Source organism: [Mycobacterium] fortunisiensis (genome assembly GCF_019050325.1).
Taxonomy (GTDB): domain Bacteria; phylum Actinomycetota; class Actinomycetes; order Mycobacteriales; family Mycobacteriaceae; genus Mycobacterium; species Mycobacterium fortunisiensis.
The window spans coordinates 511,342-525,994 of sequence record NZ_VOMB01000020.1 but is presented as its reverse complement, the minus strand read 5'-3'; the positions used below and the strand labels follow the sequence as shown (position 1 = coordinate 525,994).

Here is a 14,653-nt window from a genome sequence, read left to right as displayed (position 1 = left end):
AAAGAGCGCTGCGGGCACCGGGACGCTACTAGTGTCGCAACTGTGCACACAAGCGACCGGAACCACCGCCAGCCGCCACCGGAGCTGATTCACCAACTGGCCGCAGCGTTCCTGTCCACCTACCGCGCCCGGCCGTCCGACGGGCCCGGGGTGGCCGCCACCGGTCCCCAGATCGTGGCCGAACGATTGGTCGCCGACGCCACGGTGGCCGCCCACTACGAGTTGGGCCGCCACCGGGCGCCGGGGGAGACCAAGGTCGCGGTGTACCCGGGCGACGCCGAGTCCGGTCCGGCCCTGCAGATCGTCACCGAGCAGGCCGCGATGCTGGTCGATTCGGTGGCCGTCCTGCTGCACCGCCACGGGATCGCCTACCCGGCGATCATGAACCCGGTGCTGCGGGTGCGCCGCGACGCCGGCGGAGACGTGCTCGATGTCCGGCCGGCCACCGAGGCCACCGAGGCCACCGGCAGCGACGGTGTCGACGAGTCCTGGATCCTGGTGCCGGTCACCGGGGCGGCGGCCGACGGTCCGGCGCTCACCGAGGTGGTGCGGCTGCTGCCCGGCGTCCTGGCCGAGGCCCGGCAGATCGGCCTGGACACCGCGGCCATCGGCGCTGCCCTGCACGCGTTGGCCAACGATGTGGCCACCGATGTCGACGGCCGGTTCCCCAACACCGACCGGCGCGACGTGGCCGCGCTGCTGCGCTGGCTGGCCGACGGCCACTTCCTGCTGCTGGGTTACCAGCAGTGCGTGATCGCTGACGGGCAGGCCGCCGTCGACCCGGCCAGCCGGCTCGGCGTGCTCAAGCTGCGCGACGACGTGCTCCCACCGCTGACCGCCGATGACGATCTCATGGTGCTGGCGCAGGCCACGATGCCCAGCTATCTGCGCTACGGCGCGTACCCCTACATCGTCGTGGTGCGGGAGAGCGGTCCCCGCGTCATCGAACATCGTTTTGTCGGCCTGTTCACCGTGGCCGCGATGAATGCCAACGTCCTGGAAATCCCACTGATCTCACGGCGGGTGGAGGAGGCGCTGGCGATGGCGCGCCGCGACCCCAGCCACCCGGGCCAATTGCTGCGCGACATCGTCCAGACCATCCCGCGCCCCGAGCTGTTCGCGCTAAGCTCCAAGCAGCTGCTCGACATGGCGCTGACCGTGGTGGACCAGGGGTCCCGGCGTCGCACCCTGCTATTCCTGCGGGCAGATCAACTGGCGCACTTCGTGTCCTGCCTGGTGTATCTGCCGCGTGATCGCTACACCACCGCGGTGCGGCTGGAGATGCAGGACATCCTGGTGCGTGAACTGGGCGGCGAAAGCATCGACTACTCGGCCCGGGTCAGCGAATCACCCTGGGCCGTGGTCCATTTCACGGTGCGGCTGCCCGAGGGGGCCCGGCCCGCCGGCGTGGACACCTCCGCCGAGAACGAGTCCCGGATCCAGAATCTGCTGACCGAGGCCACCCGCAACTGGGGCGACCGGATGACCAGCGCCGCCGCGCAGGCGGCGATCAGTCCCGCCGCCGTCGAGCACTACGCCACCGCGTTTCCCGACGACTACAAGCAAGCCGTCGCCCCGGCCGACGCCATCGCCGATATCGCCATCATCGAAGCGCTGCACGACAATTCGGTCAAGCTCGTGTTCAACGAAGGCGCTGACGGCTCCGGTGCGGCTGCGCCGGCACAGCTGACCTGGTACCTGGGCGGCCGCTCGGCATCGCTGAGCCAACTGCTGCCGATGCTGCAGTCGATGGGCGTGGTGGTGCTGGAGGAACGCCCCTACACGGTACGCCGCGCCGACGGCCTGCCGGTGTGGATCTACCAGTTCAAGGTCGTCCGGCAGCGCAGCATCCCCGATGCCCCCGACGCGGCGTCCCGCGCGGCCACCGCCGAGCGGTTCGCCGACGCGGTGACTGCGATCTGGCACGGTTGGGTCGAGGTGGACCGGTTCAACGAACTGGTACTGCGGGCCGACCTGACCTGGCAGCAGGTGGTGATCCTGCGGGCCTACGCGAAGTACCTGCGCCAGGCCGGTTTCGCCTACAGCCAGTCGCACATCGAATCGGTGCTCAACGAGAATCCGCACACCACGGGCTCGCTTGTGCAACTGTTCGAGGCGCTGTTCGACCCGTCCGAACAGAGCGCGTCGACCCGGGACGCGCAGGGCGCCGCGGCAGCCGTCGCCGAGGACATCGATGCCCTGGTGAGCCTGGACACCGACCGGGTGCTGCGCGCCTTCGCCAGCCTGATCCAGGCCACGCTGCGCACGAATTACTTTGTCCGCAACCCTGATTCGGCCCGTCAGCGCGGTGCTCTGGCAGTGAAGCTGAACCCGCTCCTGATCGACGAGTTGCCGTTGCCCCGCCCCCGGTTCGAGATCTTCGTCTACTCACCGCGGGTGGAAGGCGTGCACCTGCGGTTCGGGTTCGTGGCCCGCGGCGGGCTGCGGTGGTCGGATCGCCGCGAGGATTTCCGCACCGAGATCCTCGGGTTGGTCAAGGCGCAGGCGGTGAAGAACGCGGTCATCGTGCCTGTCGGCGCCAAAGGCGGGTTCGTGGTCAAGCGACCTCCCGAACCCACCGGCGACGCCGCCGTCGACCGAGAGGCGGCGCGCGCCGAAGGTGTTGCGTGCTACCAACTTTTCATCTCCGGGCTGCTCGACGTGACCGACAACGTCGACAAACAGACCGGCGCCGTCGTCACGCCGGCCGACGTGGTGCGTCGCGACGGCGAGGACGCCTATCTGGTGGTCGCCGCCGACAAGGGCACCGCCACGTTCTCCGACATCGCCAACGACGTCGCCAAGTCGTACGGATTCTGGCTGGGCGACGCGTTCGCCTCCGGCGGTTCGGTGGGCTACGACCACAAGGCCATGGGCATCACCGCCAAGGGCGCCTGGGAGTCGGTGAAGCGACACTTCCGGGAGATGGGTGTCGACACCCAGAGTCAAGACTTCACCGTCGTCGGCATCGGGGACATGAGCGGCGACGTGTTCGGCAACGGCATGTTGCTGTCCAAGCACATTCGGCTGATCGCTGCATTCGACCATCGGCACATCTTCGTCGACCCGGATCCCGACGCCGCCACATCCTGGGTAGAACGCAAGCGGCTGTTCGAACTGCCCCGGTCCAGTTGGGAAGACTACGATCGCACCCTGATCAGTGCGGGCGGCGGCGTCTTCAGCCGGCAACAGAAGTCCATCCCGATCAGCGCGCAGGTCCGCAGCGCCCTCGGGATCGACGGCGACGTCACCGAACTCCCGCCGCCCGCCCTGATGAAGGCGATTCTCAAGGCGCCGGTGGATCTGCTGTGGAACGGCGGGATCGGTACGTACGTCAAGGCCGAAACCGAGGCCGATGTCGGCGACCGGGCCAACGACCAGATCCGGGTGTGCGGAAACGAAGTGCGGGCCAAGGTCATCGGCGAAGGCGGCAACCTCGGCGTGACATCGCTGGGACGCATCGAATTCGACCTGGCCGGTGGAAGGATCAACACCGACGCCCTGGACAACTCGGCGGGCGTGGACTGCTCCGATCACGAGGTCAACATCAAGATCCTGATCGACTCGCTGGTCAGCGCCGGCAAGGTCAGTCCCGCCGACCGCACCGATCTGTTGCTGTCGATGACCGACGAGGTCGGGGCACTGGTGTTGTCCGACAACAAAGACCAGAACGACCTGATGGGCACCAGTCGGGTCAACGCGGCCGGCATGCTGTCCGTGCACGCCCGGATGATCAAAGACTTCGTGGCCAACCGCGGGCTCAACCGGGAGTTGGAAGCCTTGCCCTCGGAGAAAGAGATCCGGCGCCGCGCCGAGGCCGGAATCGGCCTGACCTCACCGGAATTGGCGACGTTGATGGCCCACGTCAAACTCGAGCTCAAGGCCGACGTGCTGGCCGGCGACGTACCCGATCAGGAAGTGTTCGCCGCCCGGCTGCCCCGGTACTTCCCGGAGCGGCTGCGCGAACAGTTCACCCCGGAGATCCGCGCCCACCAACTGCGTCGCGAGATCACCACCACCATGCTGATCAACGACCTCGTCGACACCAGCGGAATCAGCTACGCGTACCGCATCACCGAGGATGTCGGCGTCGGCCCGGTCGACGCCCTGCGCAGCTACGTGGCCACCGATGCGATCTTCGGTATCGGCGAGGTGTGGCGCCGGATCCGTGCGGCCGGCGACGACGGTGTGCCGGTGGCGGTCACCGACCGGATGACCCTGGATCTGCGCCGACTCGTCGACCGGGCCGGTCGCTGGCTGCTCAACTACCGGCCCCAGCCACTGGCCGTCGGCGCCGAGATCAACCGGTTCGCCGCCAAGGTCGCCGAGCTGCGCCCGCGCATGCCCGATTGGCTGCGCGGTGACGACAAGGCGATCGTGGGCAAGGAGGCCGGTGAGTTCGCCGCGCAGGGGGTGCCCGACGAGCTGGCCTACACCGTGGCCACCGGCCTGTACCAGTACAGCCTGCTCGACGTGATCGACATCTCCGACATCGTGGATCGGGAGGCCGCCGAGGTGGCCGACACCTATTTCGCCCTGATGGATCACCTGGGCTCCGACAGTCTGCTCACCGCGGTGTCCCGGCTCAGTCGCGAGGACCGGTGGCATTCCCTGGCGCGGTTGGCGATTCGCGACGACATCTACGGTTCCCTGCGGGCACTGTGCTTCGATGTGCTCGCCGTCGGCGAACCGGAGGAGACCGGCGAGGAGAAGATCGCCGAATGGGAGCTCACCAACAGCTCCCGGGTGACCCGCGCCCGTCGCACGCTGACCGAGATATACCAAGATGGTGCACAGGACCTGGCCACCCTGTCGGTGGCCGCGCGGCAGATCCGCAGCATGACGAGAACGAGTGGAACAGGATCAACTGGGTGACAGGCTTCGTAGCACCAGTGCAGGTGCGGTGGTCGGACATCGACATGTACCAGCACATCAATCACGCCACCATGGTGACGATCCTCGAAGAGGCCCGGATACCGTTTCTGCGTGAGCCTTTCGGGCCCACGATCGACACCATCGGTCTGCTGATCGCCGACGTCAACATCAGCTACAAGGGGCAGCTGCGGCTGGTGGACTCACCGCTGCAGGTCACCATGTGGTCCAAGCGGGTGCGCGCGGTGGACTTCACGATCGGCTACGAGGTGCGGTCGGTCAACGCCGCCCCTGACTCCAAGCCGTCGGTGATCGGAGCCACCCAGCTGGCCGCGGTGCACATCGCCGAGCAGCGGCTGGTGCGGATGACCGCGCAGCAGCGTGCATACCTGGAGCGCTATCTGCGATGACCGGCCCCGAGCGCGGCCTGTGGATCGACAACCCCCGCGACCGTGAAGATCTGACCACTTTCGCCGACCGTGCGCTGCGGTTGGACGAGGCCGCGGTGGTGCGGCTGCGGGTGCGGTCCGGCGGGCAGGAGCGCAGCGACCGGGGGATCAGCACCGGCGGGCAGGAGCGCAGCGACCGGGGGATCAGCAGCGGCGCGGTGGTGGCCTGGGTGTCGACCGGGCTGGAAGTGCTGGCCAGCCGGGTGGTGTCGGGGCGGCTGCGCCCGGCGGACCTGTCCGCCGGTGCCGATGCCCTGATTGCCGGCCTGGCCGGAGCCGCGCACGGATACGTCGACCCCGGGTTTCCGATGGACTCGGCCTGGCGTGGCGGGCTGCCACCGGAGGACGGTTTCGTCCACCTCGATGACGTCCCGGCCCGGGCGATGCTGGACCTGGCCCAGCAGGGCGGTGCTCTGGCCCGCGAACACGGCAGCGCCCACGGCCCGCCGGTTTCCCTGATGGACCAGGAGGTGATCGCCGTCAGCGCCGGCGACGTGTCGATCGGGGTGCCCATGCGCTGTGTTTTCGCGTTGACGGCCATGGGTTTTCTGCCGCAGACGGGCAATGAGGTCAGCGAGCACGAGATCGTCCGGGTCCGGGCGCACCCGTCCTGGCTGCGCATCGATGCCCGGTTCGGTTCGGTGTACCGCCGCCGCGACGGTGCCGCCCTGCTCCTGGGCTGATTTTCCTGGGCTTGTCGCGCGCTTTGTCACGCCAGAGTGGCTGTCGAGCTCGAGCGTCACGCCAGAGTGGCCAAACGGCCCTGGGCGCCGCGGCTTCGTCACGCTGGAGTGGCTCTGGCGTCCCATTGTCACTCCAGCGTGACAATGGCGGCGACGGGAAAGCACGCTAGACCAGCCAGACCGCGGTATCGGGCGGCAGTGTGCCGTCGGCCAACTCGCCGCTGCTCAGCAAAACCTGCCCGGGCGGCAACGGAACCGGATCGGCGCCGGCGTTGAGCAGGCACCTCAGAGGGCCACGCCGCACCGTCAGCACCCCATCGGCGCTGCTCAAATCGATCCCGACATCGTCGAATTCAGTTCGGCCAGCACGCAATTGGATGGCGCGACGATAGAAATTCAGCGTCGAGGCCGGATCGGTCAGCTGCCGTTGCACCGTCAGTGAAGCCCACTCCGCGGGCATCGGCAGCCAGGTGTCGGCGGTGGAGGAAAAACCGAACGGCGGCACGTCGCCCGACCACGGCATCGGCACCCGGCACCCGTCGCGCCCACGCTCGGTGTGACCGGAGCGCTCCCACACCGGATCCTGCAGCACCGCATCGGGCAGCTCGACATTCGGCAGCCCGAGCTCCTCCCCGTTGTAGACGAACACCGCTCCCGGCAGCGCCAGCATCACCAACGCCATCGCGCGGGCCCGCGCCAACCCCCGGACACCGCCGCCGTACCGGGTCACCTCGCGTTCCACGTCGTGGTTGGACAACGTCCAGGTCGGGGTGGCCCCGGCCAGCGCCGCCGCGGCCAGCGCGTTGTCGATCGCGGCATGGATCTCGTCGGCGTCGAAATCGGCTTGCACCAGGCGGAAATTGAAGCCCAGGTGCAGCTCGTCAGGCCGCAGGTACATCGCGAACCGTTCGTTGCCGTGCACCCACACCTCACCGACGGCCACCGCGTCGGGATAGTCGTCGAGCACCGTGCGGATGAACCGGTGGATATCGTGCACGCTTTCGTTGTCGAACCGTGGATCGTCGTCGCTGTTGCGCAGCAGCGCGGTGTCGGTGACCGCCATGTCGGGCAGTTCCGGCGGCTTGGCCATGCCGTGCGCCACGTCGATACGGAAGCCGTCGACCCCGCGGTCGAGCCAGAACCGCAGCGTCTTCTCCAAGTCCTCGAACACCTCGGGGTGGTTCCAGTTCAGATCGGGCTGGGCCGGGTCGAACAAATGCAGATACCACTGGCCGGGGCTGCCGTCGGGCTCGGTGTCGCGGGTCCACGCCGGCCCGCCGAACACCGACACCCAGTTGTTGGGCGGCGCCGCGCCGCCGGGCCCGCGACCATCCCGGAAGATGTACCGCTCCCGCCGGTGCGGATCGGCGAGGGCCTCGACGAACCAGGGGTGTGCCGAGCTGGTGTGGTTGGGGACCAGGTCCATGGTGACCCGGATGCCGCGGGCATGAGCCGCGTCGAGCAGTTCGTCCAGCGCGTCCAGATCACCGAACAGCGGGTCCACATCCCTGGGATCGGCGACGTCGTACCCGTGGTCGGCCATCGGCGACACCATGACCGGGTTGAGCCACAGGGCGTCGACCCCGAGCGCGACAAGGTAGTCCAGGCCGGCGGTCACCCCGGCGAGGTCGCCCACCCCGTCACCGTTGCTGTCCGCGAACGAGCGGGGATAGACCTGGTAGAAGACCGCGTCCGCCCACCACCGGCGCATGTCAGAACGCCGAGTTCACCATCGAGTCCGCGGCCATCTCCAGGTACTCCAGCAGCGCGCGGCGGTGCGCGTCGTCCAGCGTCGCCGAGTCGATCGAGGCGACCGCGGTGTGCATGCACCGCAACCAGGCGTCGCGCTCGAGGAAGCCGATCCGGAACGGCGCGTGGCGCATCCGCAGCCGCGGGTGACCGCGCTGGTCGGAGTATGTCCGGGGCCCGCCCCAGTACTGCTCGAGGAACATCCGCAGCCGCTCCTCGGCACCGTCGATATCGTCCTCGGGATACAGCGGCAACAGGATCTCGTCCTCACGCACCAGCTGGTAGAACCGCGAGACGATCGTGGCGAATGTCTCGTGGCCGCCCACTTCGTCGTAGAAAGATCGCTGCACCTGCGTCACGTCACTCATTGTGGTCCATTGTGGCCGCAGCGCGCGTCGGCGCCGGTCACGGCAGTGTGGTCACCTCGTGTTCATTGGACTGACCTGCGAACACCCGAAGAATTTTCGTGCGTATTGGGAAGATCCGTGGTGGACTGTCTCCTCGGAGGCTCCATGGCGCACAGCAGAAAAAGCCATATGCGACGGACCGGCCACATTCCCGGCCCATCGGGACCCCATGTGCCCAATCGCCCCCTGCACAGTGTCGAGGTGCTGCCCAGCGTCGCCCCCGACGCGTCGCTGTGGGGACGCCGCCGAGTGCTGCTGCTCAACTCCACCTACGAGCCGCTGACCGCGCTGCCGCTGCGGCGCGCCGTGATCATGGTGATGTGCGGCAAAGCCGACGTGGTGCACGACGACCCGTCGGGGCCGGTCATCCACTCGGCCACCCGCACCATCGTGGTGCCCTCGGTGATCCGGCTGCGCACTTTCGTACGGGTGCCCTACCGGGCTCGCATCCCGATGACCCGGGCCGCGCTCATGCACCGCGACCGGTTCCGCTGCGCCTACTGCGGCGGCCGCGCCGACACCGTCGACCACGTGGTCCCACGCAGCCGCGGCGGCGAGCACTCCTGGGAGAACTGTGTGGCGGCCTGTGGGCCGTGCAACCACCGCAAAGCCGACCGGTTGCTGGCCGAACTGGGCTGGTCACTGCGGTGCGTACCGATGCCTCCGAAGGGGCAGCACTGGCGGCTGTTGTCGACGATCAAAGAGCTCGACCCGGCCTGGGCGCGCTATCTCGGGGAGGGCGCGGCGTGACGGCCGCCGTGCCGGGCACTCTCGGCGCGTCGCGGCATTGCGGCTGATACGGTTTGCGCGTGAGCACAGCACTTACCCATTCCCTCCTCGGAGGGGTTCCGCTGTTGTTGTTCGTGATCCTGGCGTTGATCTACCTGCCCCGCAAGGGACCGCACCCGGACACCTACAAGATGTCGGAGCCGTGGACCCACGAGCCCATCCTGTGGGCTGCCGAGGAGCCGCGGGAGCACGGGCATGGCGGGCATGATTCACACCACGTGACGATCGGAGGTGGCGCAAGTGGCAAGTGGTAGCCAGACAACGGACGTCGCGACCGCGCTGCACGAACTGGACTTGCCGTACGGCTACGCGCTGACCTCGAGTGGACGCCTCTCCGGTGTCACCGAGCCGGGCGAGCTGTCGGTGCACTACCCGTTCCCGACGAAGGATCTCGTCGTCCTCGACGACGCCCTGAAGTACGGTTCGCGGGCGGCCAAGGCCCGGTTCGCGGTCTACATCGGCGACCTCGGCGCGGACACCGCGGCCACGGCACGCGCGATCCTGAGCAAGGTGCCCACCCCCGACAACGCGGTGCTGCTCGCGGTCTCACCCGATCAGCGTGCGATCGAGGTGGTCTACGGGGCCGACGTCAAGGGCCGCGGCATCGAAGAGGCCGCCCCGCTGGGCGTCTCGGCGGCCGCCGCCTCCTTCAAGGAAGGCAATTTGATCGACGGTCTGATCAGCGCCGTACGTGTGCTGTCGGCCGGCGTCGCACCTGCCTGATCTCCATATCGCGAGCGTGCGTGTCCGTCTGTGGACACGCCGCTCGCGGTCTGCATTTTGCGCACGCTCACGAGCCGTCACGGTTGCTTAAGTCAGCAGCGCGCGGATCTCCACATACCGCGTCAAGAACGCCCGCTCGTCCAGCCGCTTGCGCCGCATCCAGGTGCTGACCTCGAAATTGCATTTGCTGGCATTGCACGACGCGCAGGCCGGCACCACGTTGTCCACGGTGTAGCGCCCGCCGCGCGAGATCGCCATCACGCAATCCTTCTGGAACGGGCCTTTCGCGCTACCGCAGTAGGCGCAGCCGCCCCATGCGTCCCTGATGGCCTCCCACTGCGCGTCGGTGAGATCGTGCACCGCAAGGTCCATCCGGCGTTTGCGCTTGCGGGCAGCCCGTGCCGCGCGGGTTCTCCTGACCGCCATCAGCACAGCGTATGACCGCGAGCGTGCGCAGAATGCTGCTCTGCGACGGCGTGTCGGCAGCAGGCACGCACGCTCGCGGTGCAAGGGGACCGTTTCGCTAGGTCACGTCGAAGGCACGGGCCCGCAGGGAACGCTCCACGCCGGCGCGGCCCTCCACCACCAGGCGGCGCAGCGCGGGCGGCACCTCCGGATCGGACAGGAACGCATCGGCGGCATCGAGTCCGTTCTGGCTGATGTCCCACGACGGATAGAGCCCGATCACCACCGTTTGGGCGACCTCACTCGACCGCCGCGCCCAGACTCCGGAGACGGCCGCGAAGTACTGGGTGGTGAACGGGGTCAGCAGTTCACTCTGGCCGGGCTGCACGAAACCGCCCACGATGGCGCGGGTGGTGATGTTGGCGAGCGTGTCGTCCTCGATCACCTCTTGCCATGCCGCGGACTTCACCTCGTCCTGTGGCCGGGCCGCCGACGCCGCGGCGGCGTGGCGCTTACCCGCGGCGGTCGGGTCGCGTTCGGCCTCGGCGTCGATGAACGGCGTCTCCGGGCCATCGGCGTCGACCTCCCCGGAGCGGGCCAGCGCGGTGACGATCCGCCAGCGCAGATCCGTGTCCACATCCAGCCCGGCCAGCCCGAGCGTCGTCGGGTCCTTGCCGAGCAGGTCGGCCAGCAGCACCGCATGCGGGGTCGACAGCACCGAGCCGCACAGCGCATTGATGAACGCCAGCTGATGATCCGAACCGGGGGTGGCGCCGCGGGCCAGCTCCAGCAGCCGGTCGGCAAAGGCCGGCCAGCCCTCGGCCGCAGCCCACTCGGGGTCGGCGTAAGAACCGAGCGCGGTCTGCGCCTGCATCAGGAGTCGTTGTGCCACACCGACTTCAGTCTCGGCGTGCACCCCTCCCGAGACCAGGGCGACGAAATCGCGGGCCTTCATCTCGGCCTCCCGGGTCATCTCCCAGGCGGCCGACCAAGCCAAGGTGCGGGGGAGCGGGTCGGCGATGTCCGCGATGCGGGTCAGCACCGTCGACAGTGACGCCGGGTCCAGTCGCAGCGAGCAGTAGGTCAGGTCGTCGTCGTTGACCAGGATCAGCTTGCCGCGGGAAACCCCAACCAGCGCAGGGACTTCCGTGACCGGGCCCTCCACGTCGAGCTCTTCGCGGTGCACCCGCACGAGCTTGCCCGAGCCGAGTGGGTCGTCGTCGTAGATCCCCACGGCCAGTCGGTGCACCCGGGTCTCCCCGGCGCCGGGTGCGGCACCCGACTGGGCGACGACGAATCGCGTGAACGCACCCGACTCGTCGGTGCTGAAATCAGCCCGCAGGGTGTTCAAACCCGTTGTCTTGAGCCACTGCTGGCCCCAGCGGGACAGGTCACGGCCCGAGGACTTCTCCAGCGCGCCCAGCAGATCGCCGAACGTGGCGTTGGCAAAAGCGTGGTCGCGGAAGTAATCCCGCAGCCCGGCCAGGAACTCCTCCAGGCCCACGTAGGCCACCAGCTGCTTCAGCACGCTGGCGCCCTTGGCGTAGGTGATGCCGTCGAAGTTGACCTCCACGGCCGCCAGGTCCGGGATGTCCGCGGCGACCGGGTGGGTGGAGGGCAGCTGGTCCTGGCGGTAGGCCCAGGACTTCTCCACATTGGCGAACGTGGTCCAGGCGGTGTCGTATTCAGTGGCCTCGGCCTGGCACAGCACCGAGGCGAACGTCGCGAAGGACTCGTTGAGCCACAGGTCATCCCACCAGGTCATGGTGACCAGATCGCCGAACCACATGTGCGCCATCTCGTGCAGTACGGTCTCGGCGCGCCGCTCGTAGGAGGCCCGGGTGACCTTCGACCGGAACACGTAGTCCTCCAGGAAGGTCACCGCCCCGGCGTTCTCCATCGCGCCCGCGTTGAACTCGGGCACGAACAGCTGGTCGTACTTGCCGAAGGCGTAGGGCACGCCGAAGTTGCTGTGGTAGAAGCCGAAACCCTGCTTGGTTTCGGTGAACAGCCGCTCGGCATCCATGAATTCGGCCAGCGAGGCGCGGCAGAAGATGCCCAGCGGGATCTCGCCGTGGGTATCGGAATACGAATCCCGCCACACCGCATAGGGTCCCGCGATCAGCGCCGCCAGGTAGGTGCTCATCTTCGGGGTGGTGACGAAGGTGTGCACGGCGACCGCGCCGTCACGCTCGGCCGTGGCGGTGGCCCCGTTGGAGATCACCTGCCAGTGCGCGGGCGCGGTGACCTGGACGTCGAACGTGGCCTTCAGATCGGGCTGATCGAAGCAGGCGAACATCCGCTTGGCGTCGGCGGTTTCGAACTGGGAGTACAGGTAGACCTCGTTGTCGACCGGGTCGACGAACCGGTGCAGGCCCTCGCCGGTGTTCGAGTACAGGCAGTCGGCGTCGACCACCAGGACGTTGTGTTCGGCCAGCCCGGTCAGTCCGATGCCGGTGGATTCGTCGTAACCGGACACATCCAGCGCGACGCCGTTGAGCGTCGCACTGCGGACGGTGTCGGCTGCCAGGTCGATGTAGGTGTCGGCACCGGCGAGGGCATCGAACTTGACGGTCGTCGTGGACCGGAAGGTGCGTTCGCCGGGGTTGCCGTTGCCGTCGGTGAGGTCGAGGACGACGTGGTAGTTGTCGACGGTGACCAGCGCTGCGCGCTCGACGGCCTGATCGCGGGTGAGATTGGGAAGTGCCACGCGTCCAACCTAGTGGCTGGCTGCGCGTGCGACCCAGCTACTGGGGGAAGCCGGCCAGGCCGCCGAGGGCGTTGAGCGCCCCGAGGTTGTTCAGGATCGAGCCGTCACTGATCGACGACATCATCTGCGGGCAGTACATCTGGATCGCGATGCCGGTGAAGAACGACGCCATCTGCGGTGACATCCCGTTGTCGCCGCGCATCTGGGAGGCCACCGAGGCGAAGTCCTTCCCCGGCTCGACGAGCATCGGACACACATCTTGGCCCATCTGAACGGCGGCGTTGGGATCGCCGTAGCCCACCCCGGCGTCGTTGAGGGCATTGAGGAACGAGTCGTCGGTCGGATTGGGCGGGGCCGGATTGGGCGGGATCGGGTCGGCCTGGGCCGGGACCGCCAGTGCGAAAGCGACGGCGAGGGCACCGGCACAGGTGCCGGCGGCCGTCAGGACGTTGCGAGCGGTCATATTCGAGCTCCTCAGCTATCACGCAGAACTCTGATGACGCTCTGCTCACTTGGGCAACACTGGTTGACCAGGGTCACAGGAACAACACGTTTCGGTAAAAGTTCACCCGCTATGCGTTTCCTGTGTCGCTGCCGTGACTTCAGCATGCATCAAGGTTGTCGCAATTGGGACGTGGATAGTTACCCGCAGCGGGAACATCTCCAGGTGGGCGCAGAGTTGTGCTGATGGCAGCTGTGCCCAGGACCACATCGAGAGGACACCCAGATGGCCGATGACAAAGAGAAGTCCGCAGGTCAAAAAGACACGGCCGGTTTTTGGTTCGACCCGCTGTGCCCATGGTGCTGGATCACGTCGCGATGGATCCTCGAAGTGGAAAAGGTCCGCGACATCGACGTGCAGTTCCACGTGATGAGCCTCGCGGTGCTCAACGAGGGCCGCGACCTGCCGGAGAACTACCAGGAGCTGATGCAGCGGGCCTGGGGCCCGGTGCGGGTGGCCATCGCCGCCGAGCAGCTCAAGGGGCCGGACGTCCTCGGCCCGCTCTACACCGCGATGGGATTCCGGATTCACAACCTGGACAACAAGGACCTCGACGAGGTGATCACCCAGGCGCTCGATGAGGTGGGCCTGCCCGCTGATTTGGCCGAGGCCGCCACCACCGACAAATACGACGACGCCCTGCGCAAGAGCCACCACGCCGGGATGGACGCGGTCGGCGAGGACGTCGGCACCCCGACCATCCACGTCAACGGTGTCGCGTTCTTCGGCCCGGTGTTGTCGCGGATCCCGCGCGGCGAAGAGGCCGGCAAGCTGTGGGACGCCTCGGTGACGTTCGCGTCGTACCCGCATTTCTGGGAGCTCAAGCGGTCGCGCACCGAGCGGCCCGAGTTCGACTGAGCAACCTGATCGAGGCGTTAGGGTTACCCGCATGCGCGTCTACCTCGGTGCCGACCACGCCGGCTACGAACTCAAGCAAGCCATCCTCGAGCACCTCACCAACAACGGCCACGAGCCGATCGACTGCGGTGCCTTCAGCTACGACGCCGAGGATGACTACCCGGCGTTCTGTATCGCCGCCGCCGTCAAGACCGTCGCCGACCCCGGCAGCCTCGGCATCGTGCTGGGTGGCTCGGGCAACGGTGAGCAGATCGCGGCGAACAAGGTTCCCGGCGCCCGCTGTGCCCTGGCCTGGAGCGTCGAGACCGCCGAACTGGCCCGCCAGCACAACAACGCGCAGTTGATCGGTATCGGCGGCCGGATGCACAGCACCGAAGAGGCGCTGGCCATCGTGGACGCCTTCCTGGCCACCCCGTGGTCGGAGGCCGAGCGGCATCAGCGCCGCATCGACATCCTGGCCGCCTACGAGAAGGACCACGTGGCCCCGCCGGTTCCCGGCGCCTGAC

General features: G+C 67.9%; 13 protein-coding genes. 8 read left to right on the top strand and 5 right to left on the bottom strand.

Going from position 1 to position 14,653, the window contains the following annotated elements:
* Positions 1–42: 42 nt before the first annotated feature.
* Genes FR943_RS18475 through FR943_RS18465 form a run of 3 tightly spaced genes read left to right on the top strand, consistent with a single transcriptional unit; the run spans position 43 to position 6,004 of the window.
* On the top strand, positions 43–4,875 hold the full coding sequence (locus tag FR943_RS18475) for an NAD-glutamate dehydrogenase (RefSeq protein ID WP_372448175.1): 4,833 nt from the start codon (positions 43–45) through the stop codon (positions 4,873–4,875).
* A gap of 44 nt (positions 4,876–4,919) precedes the next feature.
* Positions 4,920–5,282 carry an acyl-CoA thioesterase gene (locus tag FR943_RS18470; protein WP_218045924.1) on the top strand — a complete coding sequence of 121 codons (363 nt, stop codon included), beginning with the start codon at positions 4,920–4,922 and terminating at the stop codon, positions 5,280–5,282.
* Positions 5,279–6,004 (top strand): DUF8185 domain-containing protein, encoded by a 726-nt coding sequence (locus FR943_RS18465; protein WP_217159661.1) that lies wholly within the window; start codon positions 5,279–5,281, stop codon positions 6,002–6,004. Before FR943_RS18470 ends, FR943_RS18465 begins: the two co-directional genes overlap by 4 nt.
* A gap of 166 nt (positions 6,005–6,170) precedes the next feature.
* Here FR943_RS18465 and FR943_RS18460 read toward each other — a convergent pair whose 3' ends face one another.
* Positions 6,171–7,715 (bottom strand): glycoside hydrolase family 13 protein, encoded by a 1,545-nt coding sequence (locus FR943_RS18460; protein ID WP_217159660.1) that lies wholly within the window; start codon positions 7,713–7,715, stop codon positions 6,171–6,173.
* Position 7,716: 1 nt separating this feature from the next.
* Positions 7,717–8,121 carry a globin gene (locus FR943_RS18455; RefSeq protein ID WP_218045825.1) on the bottom strand — a complete coding sequence of 135 codons (405 nt, stop codon included), beginning with the start codon at positions 8,119–8,121 and terminating at the stop codon, positions 7,717–7,719.
* 144 nt (positions 8,122–8,265) lie between these two features.
* Here FR943_RS18455 and FR943_RS18450 point away from each other — a divergent pair, with 144 nt between their 5' ends.
* Genes FR943_RS18450 through FR943_RS18440 form a run of 3 tightly spaced genes read left to right on the top strand, consistent with a single transcriptional unit; the run spans position 8,266 to position 9,672 of the window.
* Complete coding sequence (locus tag FR943_RS18450; RefSeq protein WP_217159659.1) at positions 8,266–8,910, top strand: HNH endonuclease; 645 nt, start codon at positions 8,266–8,268, stop codon at positions 8,908–8,910.
* Positions 8,911–8,969: 59 nt separating this feature from the next.
* The gene (gene ctaJ, locus FR943_RS18445) at positions 8,970–9,203 is read left to right on the top strand and encodes an aa3-type cytochrome oxidase subunit CtaJ (RefSeq protein ID WP_217159658.1); all 234 of its coding nucleotides are present in this window, start codon (positions 8,970–8,972) and stop codon (positions 9,201–9,203) included.
* Positions 9,190–9,672 carry a DUF5130 domain-containing protein gene (locus tag FR943_RS18440; RefSeq protein ID WP_217159657.1) on the top strand — a complete coding sequence of 161 codons (483 nt, stop codon included), beginning with the start codon at positions 9,190–9,192 and terminating at the stop codon, positions 9,670–9,672. Before ctaJ ends, FR943_RS18440 begins: the two co-directional genes overlap by 14 nt.
* An 87-nt stretch (positions 9,673–9,759) precedes the next feature.
* Here the strand turns inward: FR943_RS18440 and FR943_RS18435 are convergent, their stop codons facing one another.
* The 3 genes from FR943_RS18435 to FR943_RS18425 form a co-directional block, all read right to left on the bottom strand.
* Entirely contained in the window at positions 9,760–10,098 is a 339-nt protein-coding gene (locus tag FR943_RS18435) for an HNH endonuclease (protein ID WP_217159656.1), read from the bottom strand.
* 97 nt (positions 10,099–10,195) lie between these two features.
* Positions 10,196–12,787 carry an aminopeptidase N gene (gene pepN / locus FR943_RS18430; protein WP_217159655.1) on the bottom strand — a complete coding sequence of 864 codons (2,592 nt, stop codon included), beginning with the start codon at positions 12,785–12,787 and terminating at the stop codon, positions 10,196–10,198.
* A gap of 37 nt (positions 12,788–12,824) precedes the next feature.
* Positions 12,825–13,250 (bottom strand): DUF732 domain-containing protein, encoded by a 426-nt coding sequence (locus FR943_RS18425; RefSeq protein ID WP_217159654.1) that lies wholly within the window; start codon positions 13,248–13,250, stop codon positions 12,825–12,827.
* Between the two features lie 264 nt (positions 13,251–13,514).
* On the opposite strand from FR943_RS18425, the gene FR943_RS18420 reads away from it, so the two are divergent.
* Positions 13,515–14,147 carry a mycothiol-dependent nitroreductase Rv2466c family protein gene (locus FR943_RS18420; protein ID WP_217159653.1) on the top strand — a complete coding sequence of 211 codons (633 nt, stop codon included), beginning with the start codon at positions 13,515–13,517 and terminating at the stop codon, positions 14,145–14,147.
* A gap of 31 nt (positions 14,148–14,178) precedes the next feature.
* Positions 14,179–14,652 (top strand): ribose-5-phosphate isomerase, encoded by a 474-nt coding sequence (locus FR943_RS18415; protein WP_217159652.1) that lies wholly within the window; start codon positions 14,179–14,181, stop codon positions 14,650–14,652.
* The last annotated feature ends 1 nt before the right edge of the window (position 14,653 follow it).